This window comes from Allofrancisella heilbronnii (assembly GCF_000710735.2).
Taxonomy (GTDB): domain Bacteria; phylum Pseudomonadota; class Gammaproteobacteria; order Francisellales; family Francisellaceae; genus Francisella; species Francisella frigidaquae.
This window is the reverse complement of sequence record NZ_CP144673.1, coordinates 412,960-435,143: the sequence shown is the minus strand read 5'-3', so window position 1 is coordinate 435,143 and position 22,184 is coordinate 412,960. Positions and strand designations below refer to the sequence as shown.

The following is a 22,184-nucleotide window of genomic DNA, read 5'->3' as shown; positions in this document are numbered from 1 at the left end:
GCATGAGTGAAAACGTATATATAGTCGCTGCAAAACGCTCTGCTGTTACAAAAGGCAAAAAAGGTGGTTTTGCAAAAAAACGTCCTGATGAATTATTAGCTGATGTTTTACAAAAAACTGTTGCTGAATCTGGTATTAATCCTAAAGATATCGGCGATATAGTGGTTGGTTGTGCTATGCCAGAAGCTGAGCAAGGGCTAAATGTAGCTAGAATTTCTTCACTTTTAGCAGGGTTACCTGATACTATCCCTGCTTTTACAATTAACCGCTACTGCAGTTCTGGCTTACAATCTATTGCTATTGCTGCTAACGAAATTGCTCAAGGCAATATGGATGTTGCTATTGGTGCTGGTATAGAAAGCATGAGTATGATTCCATTTGGTGGTAATAAAATGTCTTTTAGTAAAGAAATTTTTGCCAAAGATGAGAATGTAGGTATTGCATATGGTATGGGAATTACTGCTGAGAATGTTGCTAAAGATTGGAACGTTTCTCGCCAAGAACAAGATGCTTTTGCTCTTAAAAGTCACCAAAAAGCAATCTATGCTATCGAAAATGGTTATTTTAAAGATGAGATTTTGCCGATAGATGTAGATCACCGTAAGCCAAATGAGAAAAGTGGCGAAATCATAAACCATAAAGAAACTATATCCGTAGATGAAGGTGCTCGTAAAGATACCTCACTTGAAGCTCTAGCTAAGCTAAAACCAGCTTTTGCAAACGGTGGTTCTGTAACAGCTGGAAATAGCTCGCAAGTATCTGATGGTTCTGCTGCAGTAGTTTTAGTTAGCGAGAAATATCTTAAAGAACACAACTTAAAACCTCTAGGTAAATTTCTGGGATTTGCTGTAGCTGGTGTTGACCCTCGTATTATGGGTATTGGACCAGTTAAAGCTATTCCTAAGGTACTTAAGCAAACTAGTTTAACAATACAAGATATAGACTGGATTGAATTAAATGAAGCTTTTGCTGCCCAATCATTAGCTGTAATTAATGATCTTAAACTTGACCAAGAAAAAGTTAACCCTTGTGGTGGTGCTATTGCTCTTGGGCACCCTCTTGGTGCAACTGGTACCATTCTAGCCGTAAAAGCGCTTCATGGTTTACGTCGTACTGGCAAAAAATATGCAATGATTACAATGTGTATTGGTACAGGTATGGGGGCTGCAGGTATTATTGAAGCTTGTTGTTAGTTAATAATACGATACTACTTGTTATAGCAGCATATAATGTTGCCTTATTTATAAATTATGTATATAACGCACATTAGCGATAAGTATGTTGCTATAGCTTATGCAGTAAGCAGCGAAATTTGCTTATATAGATAAGGTTAAATTTACTAACTTTTATAAAAACTACTAGAGATTATTTAACATGATAAATTTAGATGATTATAAACCTATAGAATTCCCGTGGGATTATACCTGCTTTAGTTCAATAGATAAAAACCCTATTGGGATTCAACTACCCTTATACCATATTGGAGAACACTTTTATACTAAGTTTAAGTGTTTGCCTCACCATGTTGGTTGGGATAATGTTATTCACGGTGGTGTGATAGCATTGCTATGTGATGATATCCTTGGTAAACACGTGTTAGAGGTTAGTAAATCCTTTTGTATGACACGTAACCTAAATATAAAGTATCTAAAACCCACATATAGTAAAGCAACACATATCTTTAAAACTACTATTATCCGTAAAGGTCGTACCACAGTATGGGCAAAAGTTGATATTTACAATGAAAAAGGTGATTTATGTACCTATGCTGATGCTGATTTTGCTCTTTTAGAAGAGCACCTTGCAAAGCACAAAGATATAGCTAGTTATAATATTAATGACTTAATCTCTCACTCACAACTAAAACTATAGTGATTTAATTCAAATATGATACTTAACTACTAAAATTACCATGTGTAAGGGTATATTTTAAACTTATATTTTAGTAATATTTGAAAAACAGAATAAAGTTTTAAACCAAGAAAATAATTACGAGTTTATATAGCTAACTATACTAAAAAGTAGTACGTCATCCTCGTGGTTGGCTATAGTAGTAAAATGCTTGAAAATACTAAACTCTTTTCGAAAATAGGTAACTATTTTATTGACTTCAGTTTCAATAATTGCAGCTAAGTACAGTAAAGGGTTCGAACTATGTGATGGTATATAGGAATTATTCCTAATACTTGTAATAAAATTATTAAGTGTATCCGATGTAAAGGTACAAGCCAGCTAAGTTTCTATAAATAACCTTAGCTTATTGCCACTATTGATGTGTTTACCTTTTTGCGATTTTAAAAAAGTATTGAGAATTAATATCTAAATTCATATTACACTATACCCGCGTTTTATTCTTATATTTACAATTTTATTAATAACAGAATTAGCCTCAGCTATAGAAGCTACATGTATACTTTTTCTATGAGAGAATCTAGTAAGCTTTGAACCATAATCGCATACGACTAGCAAATCATTAAAAAGGTCTCTCAGTATAGTTATATTATAATATTTGGTCTCAGTTTCTAAAGAAATCATAGGCTTCTTATTTTATTAATCAATTCTTTAATTTTTTTCACTAGTTTCAAAGCTTTTTTAAAGTTATTAGTAAAAGCATTCATAGGTGTTCTAGCTTTAGCTAGCATAATCTTAGCATTTTCACTCCTGAAGCGCTAATCTATTTTTATCCATAAAATCTTCCATACCTGTTCAGACTATGCCTGCACTTTAATAAGAACTGCTAAAATTAAACTATATTATAATCATCAACTTATGCAAGGTTCTAATTTTTCGCAACTAATTGCTCACCACAGTAGCTAAGGGGCCGAACAAAAAAATACTTGCTTGAGCGTAATAAATTTTTGTATGAGAAAAAATATTTAAATACTGCGGCATAAATATTACTCTATAAGATATTCCAGTTATACACTGGCGGAGTTGCTCGCCTAATACCTAATGCCCTAGCAATATAATAACTAACATTTTTACCATCTAACGCTCTTTGATTTTTAAGCTCTAAAATTAAACCTTTTTTGTGCACGATTTAATCTAGGGTCTATAACTTTTTCAAAATTTGTCGTTGATATAACCCAGGTAACTATAAGTCTCACATTTTCAACTTTTTTTTAAATGCGATTGCCTTTACAGAATGACTTGAATAATAAGCCTAAAAAATGTTTAATTTATTAAGCAAGTAATGAGCTACAATATTAAGATAGGTGAAATTATGAATTATACATTTTACTTTAATGGAACTGGTGACGATACTATATTCTCCTTAGATTCCGATCCATGGATAAATCTTAGCGATAGTCGAGAAGATCGTTCTTTAATACTAACATATTTAGATTTTATGAATCGACCTGACAAACTCAAGGTATACGAAGGACTAGGTACAGGACAAGGTATGCAAAGCTCTATGGAACTTCTCTTTGCTACAAATCTTAGTAAGTATACTAAGCGATTTATTTACGATATTGAGGACGTTACTCAAAATCAGAAAAATGAGCAAATAACTATTAATCTTATAGGATTTAGTAGAGGCAGTATTACTATCTTACATATTTTAAAAAATCTTCAAAACAGTAAGACCAACCCTTTGAAAGAAATTCCTAATTTAACCCTAAATGTAGTTTTAATAGATCCAGTTCCTGGTAATTATAAAATATCAAATAGACTTGATTTTTTGCATCAGAATACAACAAATCAACATATAGATCTATCTAATATTAATTGGATAAATAATGTAGGAATTCTTATATCATCCCATTGCATAAAAGCAATGCCATTTAAGCCAATGATTCCAGAATTTCATTATAATACAAAAGTTACAATTGACTTTTATTTTGGTGAACACACTTTTATCCTCTATACAACAGCCCGGCTCCGCATCGATAAAGACGATGACGTAAGCTATCACGATTACTATGATGCTGAAAGGATATTAAAAAAATACGATGACGATGACGATGACAATTACAATGACAGTTATTATAAAGCTAAAAGAATATTCGATCGAAAAAAGCTAGAGATTATATGTGATGATTACAATAGCTTACCGTTATTAAATGTTTTATAAAAAATATTTAATAACAGTACGCTTGAGAAAGTGGAAAATAATGAATACTTGCTCAGAACTCCATCTGGATTGACTAACTTAAAATCTAAGGATAAAAAAATACGTCTATTTATTAAACCTCCCCAAAAGGAAGAGCTGCCCGAAAAACCTATATATAGAGAGGTATTTACTAGAGCTGGAACAATAAAATTGCAAGTCAATAACCTTCCTAATGGTGACCGCTTAAAAATTGAAAAATACGGTCTTAAAAATATTCCCATCGCAAAATATGTAAATCAAGATGATGATTTTACTATGTTGAAAAAAGCATTAATTCAATGCTCTTCTAATAATGATAAGCGAAATTTATTTACTCAAGCTACAAATTTAAAAGATTTATGTTCTGTAGCTTGCAAACGCAGAAAATTTGGAAAAGGATCTACGGAAAGTCTTAATAAACTTATTGAATTATTAAACCTTAAAACATTTACTAATATTAGAAACCAAATAATAGATGTAAACTATCCTCTACGCCAAAGAGATATTAGAAGTTTTGCATTTTTTGAAAAAAAATTTAATCAGGCTGTCCAGGATGCTAAATCCGTACTCCCAAAAACAGATATTCGAACTATAGAAGAAATAACTCATCAATTTTTAGAAAATTATTTTAGTAGTAAAAAATAAGGAGGAAAACTAAAACTATTCTTTCGACGCAAAACAATCTAATAAGTAAAAATTTATAAAATAACTAGCGGAGAGCAGTTAACCCTAACCTAACCAACTCCAAACTGGGGTGGTATGGTCATGTTTTTAGTCTCTGCGGCGATTATAGAGTCGTACTTGGAGAGTGTCAAATGAACGATTTTGGAATCTCTGTAAAATATTATCGTGTCCATAAATTCTCTATTTGCGTGATCTTAAGTACATGATATGAGCCTTAGGTATCGAAATATGAAACCTAGAGGGCAAGGTAAATCATTCTGTTTCTTTTATCGGCATGTTATGCTTGACTTATACGCTTTTTATCAGCATAGTAAATAATTAGATATAAACTGATATTTAGCTTACATCATGCCGACAAACTTTAAACCCATGTATAGTATAACCCCTAGCATCGCCAAAAGCCTGATGAGAATTGAGGCTGCGAAGGAAAAGGTCACGTTACTGCCTGTTAATCCTACAGTTCTCGCCTCGCTGCGTGAGACGGCAAAACTATATACTACGCATTATTCGACGATGATAGAAGGTAATAAGCTCAAACCTGAGGAGATCAAAGAAGTCATCCACCTTAAAGGACATTTCCCCGGTAGAGAGCGTGATGAACATGAAGTAAAGGGCTATTATGCTGCACTCGCTCAATTAGAACAATATGCCTCACAAAACCATCCCGTTACCGAAAAAATTATTCAAACTTTGCATGCTCTTGTAATGAGCGATGGAAGGACGCGCATTAAACCAACACCTTACCGAGATGGACAAAATGTTATCAAGGACAGTGGAACAGAAACGATTGTCTATATGCCGCCGGAAGCAAAAGATGTACCTGGGCTTATGCGCAACTTAGTGTCATGGATCAAAGCAAATGAAGAGATACCGTGCCCCATTGTCGCTGGGATTGCTCATTACCAGTTTGCAACAATTCACCCCTATTACGATGGGAATGGACGAACAAGCAGGTTACTGACGACCCTAATCTTGCACCTTGGTGGGTATGATTTAAAAGGCCTGTATTCTCTTGAAGAATATTATGCTAAAAATTTACTTGGCTATTATCGCGCTATCAGCATTGGTCCATCTCACAATTATTATTTTGGAAGGGCGGAAAGCGATATAACCCCTTGGGTGGAATATTTTACGGAAGGGATGGCTTTTGCTTTTGAAAAAGTTGTTGCACAAATGATTGCAAGTAATGAGAAAGGCGAAAAAGATCATTCGCAAGTTTTGCGCACCTTAGATCCGAAACAGCGCAAAGCCTTGGAATTATTTAAAGGATATGATGTTGTTACAGCCAAGCAAATAGGCGATCTATTTGGCTTCCAGCCTAGAACGAATGCTGCGCTTTGCAAAAAGTGGGTTGAAGGTGGTTTTTTAGAAATAGTGGACCACTCTAACAAAGCCAGAAAATATAAGCTGGCAGAGCCTTACGATGTTATTGTGAAAGAGAGTCTATGACAACCTTCCAATCTAATATCATCAGCATTTACGGAGAAAAAGGCAAAATCTGGCTAAATGAACTGCCTCAGCTTGTCTCAGCAACATCCTCAAAGCTAGATTTACGTGATTTAAAATTTAAAATCCCCAATCTTACTTACAATTATGTGCTATCAGGATTTCAGGACGGCAACCATATCATTTTAAAACTGGGACTTGATAATGAAGGTTTAAAGCAAGAAGCATTTGCGCTCAAGTGCTTTGCAGGATGTGGTGCCGTGAAGGTATTGGCCGAAGATGAGGGCATGTTACTTTTGGAAAGAGCGGTGCCTTGTACATCTCTTAAAGGCTATTTTCCAAACAGAGAACATGAATCTATTGAAATTGCATGCAAGGTTATGAAAAAGCTGCATCAAGCAAATATTCCTTCCGCCCATAAGTTCCCCCATATCAAAGATTGGCTTACGGCGTTGAATAAAGATTGGTCTATTCCTGATGAACACCTTCAAAAAGCAAGAATGCTACGAGATCAGCTGCTACAAACTTCTGAGGCAGATGTTTTGCTCCATGGAGATCTCCACCACGATAACATTTTGCAAAATGGCGAAAATTGGTTGGTGATCGATCCTAAAGGGGTTATTGGCGAATCAGCATATGAAGTAGCAGCTTTTATCCGCAATCCGATACCAGAATTACTGAATCATATAGACGCTCCACATATTATTCATAATCGCGTCAGTCGCTTTGCTACAATTCTTGAATTACCATCACAGCGAATTCTTGATTGGTGTTTTGTGCAAGCGCTTCTTGCATGGGTTTGGGCACTAGAAGATGGTTGTGATACAGGATACTGGGAACGATTAGTAGAGGTTTTGCACTCTTGCCACATAAGCTGAGAGTTGACATCTATGGCGTTGGATAATGTAGTAGCTCAAACTTGATCTGACAGTCACCAATTAATTTGAGACTGAATTTATTTCTAAACTAGTGTCAGATTTATCAAACATATTACCTAAATTTTTCTCTTTTGCCAAAGGTTTTGAGTCAATAAAAGTTTTCATAGGCGTTTTTCCATAACAGTGCTTACCAGAATGTGGTCTATCGTTATTGTAATAATCCAGCCATATATCAACATCTTGCTGAATCTCCTCAATCGTTGAATAAACCTTTTTTCTAAACATTGTCTCATAACATTCATTTTTCATAGTTTTATGAAATCTTTCACAGATACCATTAGTTTGAGGGGAGTTAGCTTTTGTTTTAGTATGGTCAATGTCTTCTATGCTTAAGTACATCTGGTAGGAATGATTCTCCAGCTTTCCACAATATTCCGTGCCTCTATCTGTTAATACTCTTAATAGATCTATTCCATGTTCCTCAAAGAATGGTAATACCTTATCATTAAGCATATCAGCAGCTACTATTGCATTTTTTTCTGTATATAACTTAGCAAATCCTACTCTAGTATACGTATCTACAAATGTCTGTTGATATATCTTACCTATACCTTTTATATACCCTACATAATAGCTATCTTGAGATCCTAAGTAACCTGGATGATGCGTTTCAATCTCACCAGTAGCAACCTTTTTAGCTTTTTCTTTTTCTAAAGCTTGTAATTGAGCTTCTGTAAGTATAAAGCCATCTTGAGCTACTTTGGTCTCTAGTGCTGTTAATCGCTTCTTAAAATTCTCTAAGTCATGTCTAAGCCAAATAGATCTAACTCCACTTCCTGAGACTAATATTCCTTGCTTTGCTAATTCATTTGATACTCTATGTTGTCCATACGCCGGATATTCATAAGCCATATTAACTACTGCTTGCTCAATATGTGCCTCAACTCTATTTTTCTCTAATGGCTTCTTACGGGATATTTCTTGTAAAGCTAATTCTCCACCATTATCGTATAACTCTTTAAAGCGATAGTAGCTGTCTCTTGAGTAACCCATCACTTTACAAGCTTGCTTGACATTACCTAATTGTTTTGCTAATTCTAACAGACCTAATTTGGGTTTGATTATCTTTTGAGATGCATTCATTTTATTCTTCCTTAATTTGACATCTTATTTTATACACAATGTCAGATTAAGTCAAAGCTATTACAGATGATGATAATTCTTTAATCATCCAAATATTAGCTTCTGTTTGAAATTGCTCAAATATTTTAAACCCAGCTTTTGTAAAGGCTTTAATTGCGGTTAGATTATCTTTTGCTGGATCGATTAGGCACCAATCAAAATGCGTTAGTACTTGGCTTTCAAATTCATTTAAAATTCTTGCTCCCCATCTTTGGTGTAAGAATTGTTGCTCTCCGATAAATAAATCTACACCGCATATAGAGCCAGAAATAGCGCTTAAATTTAAGCCATTCTCTTGCGCAAAATCACGGGCATTATAAGCCTGTGTATAACCTATCGTTTCTTTGTTCACACAGATGATGTAAGCATATGTTTTGTGGTTTGAATTTTTTGAAAGAGCAAGGCCATGGATGTGTTTACCAAATTTCTCTTTCACCAACTCCAGCGTATATGTCACATCCTGATCCCACCATTTTTTGACGTGCGGCGTTTCCAGCCACTTTAGCAATAACGGAAAATGTGATTCATGTAGTGTTTCGAACGTGATGGCCATGATCTACTCCTGCTTTCCTAATGATTGGAAGGCTTTTAGCGCAGGGGTATCGTCCACAAACTTCAGCATTCTGCGCGCCCCTTCAAAAGGAGAGATAGCAGTTGTATCCACCTTAAAATCATATGAATTCAAAACACCTTGATGTACTCTATCGATCTGATCATTTGATAGACCAATGCAACGATCTCGTCTTAAAACTTCTCGCTCTTGCATAACTGCTAGATCGCAGAAAACGCCGATATAATAAACTGTGTGACTCTTTAACTGCTGAACATACGCTTTTAAGGCCTCTTCATCAAATATCACTTCGTCGATAATGAGGTTGTTTCCGTATGTAGCTAGCATTTCAGTAAACTGCGGCATAACGCTAAATAGCTTCACGCCTTCTGGCCCAGATTCGACATACATTGTGGGGTCGCGATCATTTTGCCCTGGAATAAATTTTAAGTATGGCTCTTGTCTTCCGAAGGGAATCATATCAATGAATGTATCAACGCCGAAACTTAGCCAAAGATCGGTACTTTCGTGCTGAATGGCCTTTGCAATGGAAGTTTTACCGCTAGAACCACACCCGTTTAAGAAAATAATTTTACTCATGCCCCGTCCGCTGTTTGTTGTTGTAAAATGCCGCGCAAATGCTCATCAAACCCTTGTTTATTTTCCCCTAAACTTTTGAAAAATGATTCTTCAGCTGCAAGGAGATCTTTTGCTGCGCCTTGGATTTTAGCTACACCGGCATCTGTAAGCTCAGAAAACTTAGACCGTTCATCACCTTCTTTTTGGGAGCGCTTCAAAAGTCCTCTTTTTTCCAGGGCACGCAACACCTGAGACGTCATGGTCACATCAAAGCTCAAAAACTTGGCGAGGTCATTTTGCGATACATCCGCCCCATCTTTTTTCAAAAACCCTAATGTCATTAAAAGCATAAACTGAACGTGAGTGAGATCATGAGGCAATAACGTGCTTTCAATCTTGCGCTTCCAGGCAAAATAAGCAGAATAGAGCAAGAAGCCTGACACTTCGTTCATGTTGATCCAGTTAGTTTTTGATGACTTTTTCATATGAATAATCTCCGATTAATTGCTTGGTGCATGTTGTGGATTGATAGTGACTCTGTGCTGATACATGTAAATGATCTCCTTTAAACAATTATTTTACACGAAACATACTGTCTACGCACAGAATATATTTGCATAAAAACAGCAAAGTATGTCAAGATAAAGCTGCGCATGAGGAGCAATAAAATAATTTTGGATTTGAATAAAATGACGACACTTTTTGATTTACATGGGAAAACAGCCATCATCACCGGGGCTTCCAGTGGTCTTGGGGAGCAATTTGCCCGCTCTCTATCTGGTGCAGGCGCACGTGTGATCTTGGCCGCTCGCAGGATTCATAAGTTGAACGACTTGGCTGTTGAGCTTAATAACGCGAAGGCCATCCAGATGGATGTATCGGACAAACAATCCATAAAAAGTTGTTTTGCTGAGTTAGAGCAAGCCGGAGAGAAGATTAATATCTGCGTTAATAACGCCGGAATTGCTATCCTTACTCCTGTTTTTGAAGAAGATGATAATGATAACTTTGAGTCCATTGTTCAAACGAACCTGATGGGCGTGTGGTACGTCACTAAGGCAGTGGCAAACCACATGAAAAACCATGACATTCATGGGTCTATTATTAATATTGCCAGCATTAACGGAGATGCCTTTCCTTATAAAGAAGCAACAGCTTACGCAACCTCTAAGGCGGCTGTGATTCATATGGCAAAATCTTTGGTGACCGAGTTATCAAGGCATAAAATCAGAATTAATTCTATATCCCCCGGTCTTTTTCATACTCCTATGACAGATCACAAATTGGGTACTGATCAACAACGACAAGAGTTTGCTGGGCAGATCCCTATGGGCTTCGTTGCAACTCCACAAGATTTGGATGGCGCTTTATTGTTGCTCGCATCAAATGCGCATTCGTCTTATATAACAGGAGCATGCATTACCGTTGATGGTGGCAAATCTTTTGGAACATCCTGGGGGTCATAATAAATTCTATGCGCGTACTTAAATTCATCATCGCAAATATAGGGCCCTATAAAAAGTATGTGTTTGGCATCTTTTTAGCGATGTGCTTGATCACAGTTGATAATACCTTAAAGCCGCTTTTAGTGAAGCTGTTTATTGATATTGTCTCGGGAGCTGAGCAAGGAAATCTATGGGTTGTATTCATATTCTATGCCTTACTTCAATTTATGTTGGTGAGTGTATGGACGATGAGCGACTATTGCATCACAAAATATACAGCTAAGTTTCGATTAAATGTAGCCGAAACCTTTATGACAAAGCTATATGAATATCCGTATAGCTTTTTTCAAAATCAGCTTTCCGGTTCTTTGACATCGAAAATAAATGATGCATTTCAACACTTGCCACATCTGATTTTTACGATCATTAACCCATTTATGTATTTCATTCTGTTAATACTGATCTCATTAGGGCTGCTTGCCTCAGTTGCACCTATTTTTGCACTAAGTATGGGAGCTTGGGTTCTATTATTTTTTGTTATCACCCTGGTTTCCATGAAGAAAAGCATGCGGCTCAATAAAGAATATGCGGAGGAAAAATCTAAAATAATTGGTCTGGCTGCAGACTATCTGAGCAATATGATGAGCGTGAAACTTTTTGCCGCCAGAACTTTTGAACAAGGGCGATTTTTCAAACTGCAAAAACCTTTTGTTGATATAGCTGAAAAAGGCGGTTTTTATCACACCTGGTTATATGGTTTTTTGGGCATACTCACATCACTTTATGCACTATCTTTTCTAGCTGCTCTTATTTTTGGTTATCAAAAAGGGATTGTCAGTCCGGGTGATTTTGCGCTTGTGATTATGATAAATTTTAATATCATTAACACACTCTATCAACTCTCACATATGCTAAGAGATTTTATAGCTAATTGGGGTGCAGTGGATCAGGCGATAGCTTTGCTAGAAACAAGCGAAATTACGCATTCAGATAAGCCAAACGCCACGACCTTAAATTGCAGACAAGGCAAAATAGCTTTTGATCAAGTCAAATTCCATTACAAGGGCACTGAGCCTCTTTTTCAGAATAAATCCATCGAAATTAATGCCGGTCAGAAAGTTGGGCTTGTAGGCTATTCCGGTGGTGGTAAGTCTACTTTCGTTAATTTGATCCTACGCCTTTACGATGTAACTGATGGCGCTATTTTGATTGATGGTCAAGATATCAGGGATGTAACCCAAGACTCTTTACGAGAAAATATCGCTATGATTCCCCAAGACCCATCATTGTTTCATAGAAGCTTGATAGAAAATATTCGTTACGGCCGAGCAGATAGCACCGATGAAGAGGTGATTGAAGCTGCTAAAAAAGCACACGCTCATGATTTTATCTCCACATTACCCCAAGGTTATGACTCACTCGTTGGAGAAAGAGGTGTTAAACTTTCCGGTGGCCAGCGTCAACGTATTGCAATCGCCAGAGCGATTCTCAAGAACGCCCCAATTCTTATCCTTGATGAAGCAACGAGCCAACTTGATTCTGTAACAGAAAGCTTGATCCAAGAATCCTTATGGGAGTTGATGCAAGGTCAGACTGACGCCTCCGGCAGGGGGAAAACCACAATCGTCATTGCCCATCGCTTATCAACCTTGCTGCATATGGATCGCATCCTGGTTTTTGACAAAGGCAAGATCGTAGAAGACGGCGCTCACAGCGGGCTTCTTGCAAAAGCAGGGCTTTACAAAAGCCTATGGGATGCTCAGGTTGGTGGATTTTTGGGTGACGATCAAATGGAGGAGGAGGCATGAAATCTTCAGTAAACATTCAATACACATCCACACCTGCAAGTGAAGACATCGATTTTCTAACGCAAAAAATCAATCAAGAAACACCTGAATTTGGTGAAGCTCATCCTTTCGCATTCTTTATTCGAGATGAGAGGAGCCAAATTATTGCGGGATGCAATGGCAGTGTGATTTTCGGCAGCATTTACACCGATCAATTGTGGGTACATCCGACTCATCGTAAAAATGGTTTAGGCCACAAATTGATGGAGGCTGTTCATGATTATGGCCGCAGGTCAGGATGTTCTATGGCAACCGTTGCAACAATGAGCTTTCAGAGAGCTAAAACATTTTATGAAAAATTAGGATACGTAAGTGATTTTGAAAGGCCGGGGTATACGCAAAATTCTAGCTGCATCTTTTTAAAGCGGAGCTTGTAATGTTTAAAGTTGATTGGGAAAAAACAAGTGTCACATATCAACTGCCAGAAGGCACGATAGAGAACATTCTAGGCCTTGCTTATCCCGATACAAAACTCATTTCGCATGCATTGATTGCTAGTGGCTGCGCCAATCTTAATTTTAAAATTCAGTTGGAAAATGAAAAGCACCCACTGATTTTACGTGTTTATTTGCGCGACAAAGATGCGGCCTACAGAGAACAAAAGCTATCTGTATTATTAAAAGCAAACGTTCTCATACCTCTTACGCACTATATAGGCGAACTTGAAGGGCATCATTTTGCCATTACAGAGTTTATGACTGGCGTACCTCTTAGAGATCTTTTACTGGGTGATACACCCCATGATCTGAGTGCAATCATGAGTGAAGTGGGTATGATTCTCTCAAAAATTACAGCTTATGAATTTCCAAAAGCTGGCTTCTTAAATAAAGAGCTGGAAGTGATTGCATACGAATCCTCCGATGTCATCAAATTTGCACAAGATTGCTTGAATGATAAAACCGTATTATCTGTGCTATCGCCTGAGGTGGTTGCTGAAATCAAAGAAGCTATAGATCAGCACGCATCTTTATTTCCCAATAGTGATGAGAAGCATCTTGTTCACGGTGACTTTGATCCGGCCAATATTTTGGTAGATAAAATTAACGGCTCTTGGGTTGTGACCGGCATTTTAGACTGGGAATTTGCTTTTTCTGGGTCTTACCTTTGGGATGTGGCTAACATGCTCAGATACGCCCATAAAATGCCGCCTGAATTCCAGAACTCATTTATAGATGCCTTGCAAAAAGATGGTATCAAATTGCCTCCCGATTGGCACACAACTGCACATTTATTAAATTTATCATCGTTGCTTGACCTTCTTAAGCGATCAAACTCTAAAGACCATCCGGATCGATGCGCTGATATTCGCGAACTTATAAGTCATATTTTGGGAGAATTAAACAAAATGAATGAAAAAAGAAAGGTTCAAGTGCGATGCTATCAAGATGGGGATGCCAAACATATTGCTAGTATTTTTTACAACACTGTACATACAGTCAATGCCAAGGATTATACTAAAGAGCAGCTTAATGCATGGGCCCCATACTATGATAATTATGCTGCTTGGCAAGAAAAATGTGCAAAACTAAATCCTTTTGTTGCAACAATAGATGGTACGATAGTTGGCTTTGCAGAATTTGAGCCAAATGGCCATATCGATTGCTTTTATGTCCATCATGAATTTCAAGGTGCTGGAGTTGGCACGGCCCTTATGCGTGAAATCGAGATGGAAGCGAGAGAAAAATTATTGCCGCGCATTTATGCAGAAGTTAGCATTACTGCCAGAGCATTTTTTGCTAGCAAAGGATTTCAAGTGCTAAAGCAACAAACGGTGGGAATTCGTGATATAGAACTGACAAATTTCCTTATGGAGAAATGCTTTGTAACTTGTGAATTACTATCATCAAATCATATCCCACTTATATCTGAGGCTTTTAACCAAATCGGCTGGAATAAGCCAGCATCCATTTTTGAAGAATATTTAAAGGAACAAGAGATAGGCGCGCGAATCGTTTGGGTGGCTCACGTCTATGATCAATTTGCCGGTTACATAACCTTGAAATGGCAATCACTATATCCGTCATTTAAAGCGCAAAACATCCCAGAGATTAGCGATTTAAACGTATTGCCGGCCTACCGAAAAATGGGCATAGGCTCTTTGCTGCTTGATACGGCGGAAAAAGCCGCTGCAACAAAAAGCGAAGTTGTGGGCATCGGGGTTGGCCTATATGCAGGTGCAGATGGCGGATATGGAGCAGCTCAAAGACTTTATGTGAAACGTGGATATATCCCTGATGGAAAAGGCGTTACATACAATTACCAACCAGCAATACCTGGCAATAGCTATCAGCTTGATGATGACTTGGTGCTGTGGTTTACGAAGAAATTGAGGTGAGAGGGGTTATGAACAAACGAATAAAGAAATTTTTTTCATATTACAAGCCTTATATGAGGTTGTTTTATGCTGATATGGCTTGTGCTGCTATTGTTTCGATAATTACGCTTGCACTGCCATTCTGCGTCAGATATATCACCAAAAATTTACTGGAAGTTGAAAATCCAAATGCTCTGAATGATATTTATTTCATGGGCGGACTAATGCTTACTCTACTTGCGATTTACACAATATGTGAAGCATTTGTGAGTTATAAGGGGCATATAATGGGCGCTTTGATGGAAGGTGATATGCGTAATGAACTATTTGAGCATTATCAAAAGCTTTCTTTCAATTTTTATGATGAGCATAGAACTGGCGAATTAATGACTAGAATCTCAAATGATTCTTTTGATATTTCAGAATTGTACCACCATGGCCCCGAGGATATTGTTATATCTGCGCTAAATTTTATTGGCGCATTTATTATTCTGCTCTGTATTAACATTAAATTAGCATTAGTTGCACTGAGTTTTCTTCCAATTATGGGGGTATACGGGTATTACTTTAGCAATAAAATGCATGCTGCCTTAAGAAAAAGTAGAGACAAGATTGGCAATATTAATGTCCAAGTAGAGGACTCTCTTTCTGGTATTAGGGTTGTTAAATCATTTACTAATGAAGAAATTGAAAAGAATAAATTTTCATTCGCAAACCAAGCATTTATAAACAGTAGAAAAGATGGATATAAGAGTGAGGCTTATTTTTATAGTGGCCTGGAAACATTCACGCATCTTATGATGATTGTTGTTGTTATATTCGGTGCTGCCAGCATTGTAAAGAAAACTTTAGATTTGGCTGATTTACTAACATTTCTACTTTATATTGGCATACTGATCGAGCCAATAAAAAGGCTTGGCAATTTTATCCGGTTGTATCAAGAAGGGCTAACTGGCTTTGAAAGATTTATGGAAATTTTAGAGGTGGAGCCTGATATAAAAGATAGCCCTAATGCTAGAGAGTTAACGAATGTTCAGGGAAATATAGAGTTTAAAAATGTAAGCTTCAAATATAAGGAAGATTACAATCATATATTGAATAATTTATCTCTTAACATTCAATCTAGTGAATATATTGCTTTAGTTGGGTCTTCAGGCGTCGGAAAAACAACTTTATGTTCCTTGATCCCTAGGTTTTATGAAGCTAACAATGGTGAAATTCTGATAGACGGTAACAACATTAAGCATATTACTAAAAGATCATTAAGAAAAAATATAGGCATTGTGCAACAAGATACTTATCTTTTTGCAGGGACAGTGCTAGAAAACATTCGCTATGGTAGGCCAAACGCAAGTAATGAAGAAATCATTGAAGCCGCAACACAAGCAAATGCGCATGATTTTATTATGGCGCTACATAATGGATACGACACAGATATCGGACAAAGGGGAGTCAAGTTGTCAGGAGGACAGAAGCAAAGATTAAGTATTGCACGTGTTTTCTTAAAAAATCCACCTATCATTATTTTCGATGAAGCAACCAGTTCTCTGGATAATGAAAGTGAAAAAGCTGTACAAAATGCTTTGGAAAAATTAGCGACTAACCGTACAACCATTGTTATTGCGCATCGTTTGTCAACAGTAAGGCATGCACAAAGGATTTTAGTCTTAACTGATAGTGGAATTGTTGAGCAAGGCACTCATGCTGATTTAATAGCTCTGGGTGGAGCCTATGCTAATTTATACAATATGCAACTTAGCATGTAATTTGAAAGACTGTTGATTTAATAAAACTCATGCTTTAGGTAGGAGTGTTGGAGGCTTTACTACTAAGATACATGCTCTTACAGATGCTTTAGGAAATCCAGTTAGATTTATTCTAACTGCTGGTAATATACATGATATAGTTCCATCTCAAGAGCTTTTGCATGGTATTAAAGACTCTTATGTCATAGCTGATAAAGCATACTTCTCAGATGAAAATGTAAGGTTTCTCAAAGAAAATGGCAATACTGTTGTGATTCCTGCTAGAGAAAACTACACAAAAGATCATAGTGTTGACTGGCATATTTATAAAGAAAGGCATCTTATAGAGAATTTCTTCTCTATAATTAAGCATTTTAGAAGAGTTTTCTCCAGGTTTGACAAAACTTGCTCAGCTTTTTTAGGCTTTATTGCTTTAGCTAGTACATTTATTTGGCTGAGATGATTTTTTGTTCATGGAACCTAGTCTCATGTATGCTTAGTACATCAAATTTATCTATTCCAATAGACTATGAAATAGTGAAAAAGGATGAGCGATATTATGATGAAAAAGATAAACGGTATAAAAGAAGATCTAAAGTTACTAAAAACCAAATGTTTCAAAACATGATAAATCGAGCAGTTATTAATCATGTTAAGTTTAAATATATTTTGGCAGATAGCTGGTTTTGCTCTAAAGATAATATGAATTTCATACATCACACATTATCGAAGAAATTCATACTTGGTATGAAGTCAAATAGAGTTGTTGCCTTGAGTGATTATGCTAGAAAGAGTAAGGATTTTATTAAACTCTCTGAACTTGATATTGCTGATGGAGAATCTTTAAAGATATGGCTTAAAGATATGAATTTCCCTGTCCTTTTAACAAAAAAGATTTTCATAAACGAGAACGGTGCAAAAGGAATTTTATATCTTGTAACAAATGATTTAGAAATAGATTCTAATCAGTTATATCATGACTATCAAAAAAGATGGCAAATAGAGGTTTATCATAAATCAATTAAGCAAAATACTTCTTTATCAGCATCACCAACTAAAGTTGAGAAAACTCAAAGAAATTGTAATAGCTTTGACTTAATCTGACATTGTGTATAAAATAAGATGTCAAATTAAGGAAGAATAAAATGAATGCATCTCAAAAGATAATCAAACCCAAATTAGGTCTGTTAGAATTAGCAAAACAATTAGGTAATGTCAAGCAAGCTTGTAAAGTGATGGGTTACTCAAGAGACAGCTACTATCGCTTTAAAGAGTTATACGATAATGGTGGAGAATTAGCTTTACAAGAAATATCCCGTAAGAAGCCATTAGAGAAAAATAGAGTTGAGGCACATATTGAGCAAGCAGTAGTTAATATGGCTTATGAATATCCGGCGTATGGACAACATAGAGTATCAAATGAATTAGCAAAGCAAGGAATATTAGTCTCAGGAAGTGGAGTTAGATCTATTTGGCTTAGACATGACTTAGAGAATTTTAAGAAGCGATTAACAGCACTAGAGACCAAAGTAGCTCAAGATGGCTTTATACTTACAGAAGCTCAATTACAAGCTTTAGAAAAAGAAAAAGCTAAAAAGGTTGCTACTGGTGAGATTGAAACGCATCATCCAGGTTACTTAGGATCTCAAGATAGCTATTATGTAGGGTATATAAAAGGTATAGGTAAGATATATCAACAGACATTTGTAGATACGTATACTAGAGTAGGATTTGCTAAGTTATATACAGAAAAAAATGCAATAGTAGCTGCTGATATGCTTAATGATAAGGTATTACCATTCTTTGAGGAACATGGAATAGATCTATTAAGAGTATTAACAGATAGAGGCACGGAATATTGTGGAAAGCTGGAGAATCATTCCTACCAGATGTACTTAAGCATAGAAGACATTGACCATACTAAAACAAAAGCTAACTCCCCTCAAACTAATGGTATCTGTGAAAGATTTCATAAAACTATGAAAAATGAATGTTATGAGACAATGTTTAGAAAAAAGGTTTATTCAACGATTGAGGAGATTCAGCAAGATGTTGATATATGGCTGGATTATTACAATAACGATAGACCACATTCTGGTAAGCACTGTTATGGAAAAACGCCTATGAAAACTTTTATTGACTCAAAACCTTTGGCAAAAGAGAAAAATTTAGGTAATATGTTTGATAAATCTGACACTAGTTTAGAAATAAATTCAGTCTCAAATTAATTGGTGACTGTCAGATCAAGTTTGAGCTACTACAAAGAAATCATATTTTTTGCTCATTAGTGGCTTTTTGTAAACTAGAAATGCTCAAGATAAAAACTTCACTAGACCTCTTGCATAACCGATCTAGAGCTCGAAATTATAAATTCTAGCAATCAAATTAAACCTCAAACCAAATCTTTTTCTTCTGTTTCTATAACGATTGGCAATAATTTTAAATCGCTTAACCATGCCGATCACACTCTCATTTAGAACACGTTGACTAGATAGTTCACATTTAGCAAGTTATGCAAGAGGTCTAATATATAATAGAAAATGAAGAAGTAAACTGTCCCAAATTGACGGGGTAGATCACTTTATATGATATCACACTCGTGATTACTACTTTCAATAAACTCATAACAACTTGGGCACATAGGGAATGTTTCAAACTTAATTGGATTTTCAGAGTATGCCGATATAGTATCACCATCTTTACTTATAACATAAGTGCTAGCTCGACTGGTTGTTTTAGCGGGGTTGAAGTTATTTTCTTGATTAAAATTGGGATTGTAAAAACCTTTATTGAAGCCTTTCACAAATTGTTGTTTTTTCTGTTTACTTAATTCATCTTGTGTATCAAATTTATTGTAATCCTTAAAAAGAAATTGTCGAGTATTAATTGGCTTACCCGTGTTTAGATGAACATTACATTGTAAGGTATAACCTTTAACAGAGCCACTCAGCTTGTTGCTTATCATAGCAATAACTAACTTTTCACTAGCACAAAGTTGATCTTCTGGGATATTTATGTTTTGAGAATGCGTAAGGTGGCTATGTAAGCTTTTTTTAAAATCTAAATCTTTAAAATCAGATAGCTTAAGTTGTTCTGACAACGTTTTACTTATTGTTGTATCTACTTTATTTAGAACATCTCTATTTTTTATATTATTGATATTTTGTTCATTTTGTTGCAAATAATTGAATGTGTTTCTATAATTACTATTTATGTTATTCCATTGATTGTCTGGTTTTTGGAGGCTGAGATCATTAAAAGAATTAGATTTGCCAAAATCTCTGAATTTTGTTTGTATTGTTGGCATTTGGTTTATAATTTTACTATTTTTTAGCATTGGTTGCATTACTGCAAATAACTGTAACATTGTATTATGATTATGAGTTAAATCCATATTACTAGTATGGCAGCCAATAAAATGAACTCGTGTTGTTGAGAAAGCTTTCATAAATTCTATAATTTGCTCACTTGACCAAATGAGGTCGTTACCCATACCGCAATGACCCATTAGACTTAATCCTCTAATGGTTATATTTTTATTATAGGATAAATGAGTTGTAATATAATCAAAATTTTTTGCTTCAATTATCCCTACTTTCCGATTTACTTTACATTTTCTCCTAATGTATGCTCGAGTTGATAATAAGGTTTCTTGGTCACAATCAAGATCATAATGGTTTAAGACAAGAAGAGTGTCAGCATCTTTTAATACATTTTCTAATGATGTTGGTTTTATCATTGTTTTACCATCTTGGATACAACTTATATATCCCATATTAGGTCCATATTTATCGAATTTACTAGACTTTACTGGTATACATTCTTTAAAAAAATATATATCAGAAAAGTGGCTTTCTTGTAAAAGATTGAATAAGTCACCATATTTTTGATTCTCGCCAGCTTTTAAAATTTTTGGAGACTCCGTGATCCGGCGTTTAGCTTCCAGTTTCTTTATTTGAACACTAACTTTATCTTTACAAGTAAATTTCGGTATCGTAATTTTACCGTAATCGTAAATGTGGGCCTCGTATAAATAAAAGAATTTATCTTTTTCCATAGTCAGAAAAGCTTCTGCTGTATAAGGTTCTTTTGAAGAGTTAAAATCGTTGACGATTAAAGTAGCTAGCTTGTAAGTGTAGTCATTACACAATTTATAATCCAAACCACACTCTTCCTTTAAAGCGTGAAGTTTTAGGATTACTTTAGAATTCATTTCAAATTGAAATTGATCAGATTCAATTGCTTTTGAAAGAAAAGGATAGATCACATCATCACGAAGCTGTACCCAAAAAACCACCGCACGTATATGCTGCTCAGAACCCTCAGGTAATGATTCTATTAATTTGTCAATTTTCTCAAAAAGTATCATCTTGTGTTCTCCTATTTTTTAACAAACATCTTAATCTTGTTAAAATGATGAAAGATTTTAATTACCTTATAGTTTATATAATACAACTTCATCAGTATCTATTATATACAGTTTAATTGATAATAGATGTTAATTAATAATCAACATTATGTAAAAATTAAATAATTGCTAGTGTTTTGAGATAGAGGTGATATAGCAAAATCACCACATTTTAGTTGCATAGATTTCTAAAGTTATAATTCTTTGTTAACTTAAATATATACTCTAAATATTTGTAGAGTTAACTGTTTAGTTAGGTAATTCATGACGTTAGTTGAGACACATTTACTCTCAGTATTGAAAAATTTTCCATCCTTACATAAAGAGCTTAATTGTGAGGTTAGATAAAGTCTAAACTCAAATTTTCCATTTTTAATTGCATTTTTATTATCCCCTGATAATGCCAAATGTTTAACAAAAGTTCTTGAGTTAATTTTTTTCTATAATTATGTCCATTTAGAGTATACTTTTTGAAACACAGTGTTTTGTGATCGGTGGAAAATAATGGTGTACTACTTGTCTCTGATAGAGTACAATAAATTTGAGTTATTTATATTTGTAATGGTCAAATAAGTCTGTAGACAAATTAAGCCACATTTTCTAATAAATTTCCTTTTTGATGAGGGGTTAAATATCCAATAGACCTCTTGCATAACTTGCTAAATGTGAACTATCTAGTCAACGTGTTCTAAATGAGAGTGTGATCGGCATGGTTAAGCGATTTAAAATTATTGCCAATCGTTATAGAAACAGAAGAAAAAGATTTGGTTTGAGGTTTAATTTGATTGCTGGAATTTATAATTTCGAGCTCTAGATCGGTTATGCAAGAGGTCTACTAAACCACTCCGCTCTGAAATATAAGCTCTTGGTTAGATCTAATGCTATTGCTCTTAAGCAACTATATGAAATTAGAAATTCATAAGTAACATGCGTAAGGTGAGTTACTTAAAATAGCCGTTTAGATAAAAGTCCGTAACTTCAGTTAGGTAAGGATAATAAGTTTGTAAAATTAA

At 35.4% G+C, this 22,184-nt stretch carries 19 protein-coding genes and 4 pseudogenes; 15 read left to right on the top strand and 8 right to left on the bottom strand.

The genetic code is table 11. The features are described 5' to 3' along the window. Positions 1 to 2 precede the first annotated feature (2 nt). Both FRA_RS02050 and FRA_RS02045 read left to right on the top strand, forming a co-directional pair. Entirely contained in the window at positions 3 to 1,193 is a 1,191-nt protein-coding gene (locus FRA_RS02050) for an acetyl-CoA C-acyltransferase (RefSeq protein WP_035721448.1), read from the top strand. Between the two features lie 181 nt (positions 1,194 to 1,374). Beyond that, complete coding sequence (locus tag FRA_RS02045; protein ID WP_035721445.1) at positions 1,375 to 1,872, top strand: PaaI family thioesterase; 498 nt, start codon at positions 1,375 to 1,377, stop codon at positions 1,870 to 1,872. Positions 1,873 to 2,325: 453 nt separating this feature from the next. Here the strand turns inward: FRA_RS02045 and FRA_RS02040 are convergent, their stop codons facing one another. Continuing rightward, positions 2,326 to 2,535 (bottom strand): hypothetical protein, encoded by a 210-nt coding sequence (locus FRA_RS02040; RefSeq protein ID WP_035721442.1) that lies wholly within the window; start codon positions 2,533 to 2,535, stop codon positions 2,326 to 2,328. Positions 2,536 to 2,902: 367 nt separating this feature from the next. After that, a complete protein-coding gene (locus FRA_RS02035) occupies positions 2,903 to 3,037 on the bottom strand; it encodes a hypothetical protein (RefSeq protein WP_321174143.1) in 135 nt (44 codons plus the stop codon). Positions 3,038 to 3,223: 186 nt separating this feature from the next. Here FRA_RS02035 and FRA_RS02030 point away from each other — a divergent pair, with 186 nt between their 5' ends. From FRA_RS02030 to FRA_RS02015, 4 genes are all read left to right on the top strand, one after another. Beyond that, on the top strand, positions 3,224 to 4,075 hold the full coding sequence (locus FRA_RS02030; protein ID WP_035721439.1) for a hypothetical protein: 852 nt from the start codon (positions 3,224 to 3,226) through the stop codon (positions 4,073 to 4,075). Between the two features lie 30 nt (positions 4,076 to 4,105). Then, positions 4,106 to 4,738 (top strand): hypothetical protein, encoded by a 633-nt coding sequence (locus tag FRA_RS02025; RefSeq protein ID WP_035721436.1) that lies wholly within the window; start codon positions 4,106 to 4,108, stop codon positions 4,736 to 4,738. A 444-nt stretch (positions 4,739 to 5,182) separates the two neighbouring features. After that, entirely contained in the window at positions 5,183 to 6,226 is a 1,044-nt protein-coding gene (locus FRA_RS02020) for a Fic family protein (RefSeq protein WP_321174141.1), read from the top strand. Then, positions 6,223 to 7,101: an aminoglycoside phosphotransferase family protein gene (locus FRA_RS02015; RefSeq protein ID WP_035721430.1), complete on the top strand. Its 879-nt coding sequence runs from the start codon at positions 6,223 to 6,225 to the stop codon at positions 7,099 to 7,101. Before FRA_RS02020 ends, FRA_RS02015 begins: the two co-directional genes overlap by 4 nt. Before the next feature lie 60 nt (positions 7,102 to 7,161). Here FRA_RS02015 and FRA_RS02010 read toward each other — a convergent pair whose 3' ends face one another. Genes FRA_RS02010 through FRA_RS01995 form a run of 4 tightly spaced genes read right to left on the bottom strand, consistent with a single transcriptional unit; the run spans position 7,162 to position 9,897 of the window. Further along, positions 7,162 to 8,244, bottom strand: coding sequence for an IS481-like element ISFw3 family transposase (locus tag FRA_RS02010; RefSeq protein ID WP_035719039.1), 1,083 nt, complete (start codon positions 8,242 to 8,244; stop codon positions 7,162 to 7,164). A 46-nt stretch (positions 8,245 to 8,290) separates the two neighbouring features. Continuing rightward, the gene (locus FRA_RS02005) at positions 8,291 to 8,836 is read right to left on the bottom strand and encodes a GNAT family N-acetyltransferase (RefSeq protein WP_035721427.1); all 546 of its coding nucleotides are present in this window, start codon (positions 8,834 to 8,836) and stop codon (positions 8,291 to 8,293) included. Positions 8,837 to 8,839: 3 nt separating this feature from the next. Continuing rightward, entirely contained in the window at positions 8,840 to 9,433 is a 594-nt protein-coding gene (locus FRA_RS02000) for a chloramphenicol phosphotransferase CPT family protein (RefSeq protein ID WP_051686803.1), read from the bottom strand. Continuing rightward, positions 9,430 to 9,897, bottom strand: a complete 468-nt coding sequence (locus FRA_RS01995) for a MarR family winged helix-turn-helix transcriptional regulator (protein ID WP_051686802.1) — start codon at positions 9,895 to 9,897, stop codon at positions 9,430 to 9,432. Before FRA_RS01995 ends, FRA_RS02000 begins: the two co-directional genes overlap by 4 nt. A 168-nt stretch (positions 9,898 to 10,065) precedes the next feature. On the opposite strand from FRA_RS01995, the gene FRA_RS01990 reads away from it, so the two are divergent. From FRA_RS01990 to FRA_RS01955, 8 genes and pseudogenes are all read left to right on the top strand, one after another. Beyond that, positions 10,066 to 10,878, top strand: coding sequence for an SDR family NAD(P)-dependent oxidoreductase (locus tag FRA_RS01990; RefSeq protein ID WP_321174140.1), 813 nt, complete (start codon positions 10,066 to 10,068; stop codon positions 10,876 to 10,878). Between the two features lie 8 nt (positions 10,879 to 10,886). Further along, positions 10,887 to 12,665, top strand: a complete 1,779-nt coding sequence (locus FRA_RS01985; protein WP_035721422.1) for an ABC transporter ATP-binding protein — start codon at positions 10,887 to 10,889, stop codon at positions 12,663 to 12,665. Next, a complete protein-coding gene (locus FRA_RS01980; protein ID WP_035721419.1) occupies positions 12,662 to 13,081 on the top strand; it encodes a GNAT family N-acetyltransferase in 420 nt (139 codons plus the stop codon). Before FRA_RS01985 ends, FRA_RS01980 begins: the two co-directional genes overlap by 4 nt. Further along, positions 13,081 to 15,039, top strand: coding sequence for a GNAT family N-acetyltransferase (locus FRA_RS01975; protein ID WP_081835946.1), 1,959 nt, complete (start codon positions 13,081 to 13,083; stop codon positions 15,037 to 15,039). Before FRA_RS01980 ends, FRA_RS01975 begins: the two co-directional genes overlap by 1 nt. An 8-nt stretch (positions 15,040 to 15,047) precedes the next feature. Continuing rightward, positions 15,048 to 16,784, top strand: a complete 1,737-nt coding sequence (locus FRA_RS01970) for an ABC transporter ATP-binding protein (RefSeq protein ID WP_035721416.1) — start codon at positions 15,048 to 15,050, stop codon at positions 16,782 to 16,784. Positions 16,785 to 16,815: 31 nt separating this feature from the next. Then, a pseudogene (locus FRA_RS01965) lies at positions 16,816 to 17,226 on the top strand (IS5 family transposase); the annotation flags it as partial. A gap of 14 nt (positions 17,227 to 17,240) precedes the next feature. Then, positions 17,241 to 17,843: pseudogene (locus FRA_RS01960) on the top strand (transposase); the annotation flags it as partial. A gap of 65 nt (positions 17,844 to 17,908) precedes the next feature. Further along, positions 17,909 to 18,991, top strand: a complete 1,083-nt coding sequence (locus tag FRA_RS01955) for an IS481-like element ISFw3 family transposase (RefSeq protein WP_035719039.1) — start codon at positions 17,909 to 17,911, stop codon at positions 18,989 to 18,991. A gap of 123 nt (positions 18,992 to 19,114) precedes the next feature. Here FRA_RS01955 and FRA_RS01950 read toward each other — a convergent pair. Both FRA_RS01950 and FRA_RS01945 read right to left on the bottom strand, forming a co-directional pair. Next, a pseudogene (locus FRA_RS01950) lies at positions 19,115 to 19,258 on the bottom strand (IS5/IS1182 family transposase); the annotation flags it as partial. An 86-nt stretch (positions 19,259 to 19,344) separates the two neighbouring features. Beyond that, positions 19,345 to 21,132 (bottom strand): hypothetical protein, encoded by a 1,788-nt coding sequence (locus FRA_RS01945; RefSeq protein WP_035721387.1) that lies wholly within the window; start codon positions 21,130 to 21,132, stop codon positions 19,345 to 19,347. A gap of 709 nt (positions 21,133 to 21,841) precedes the next feature. Between FRA_RS01945 and FRA_RS01940 the strand changes: the two are divergent. Continuing rightward, positions 21,842 to 21,985, top strand: a pseudogene (locus FRA_RS01940) (IS5/IS1182 family transposase); the annotation flags it as partial. Positions 21,986 to 22,184 lie beyond the last annotated feature (199 nt).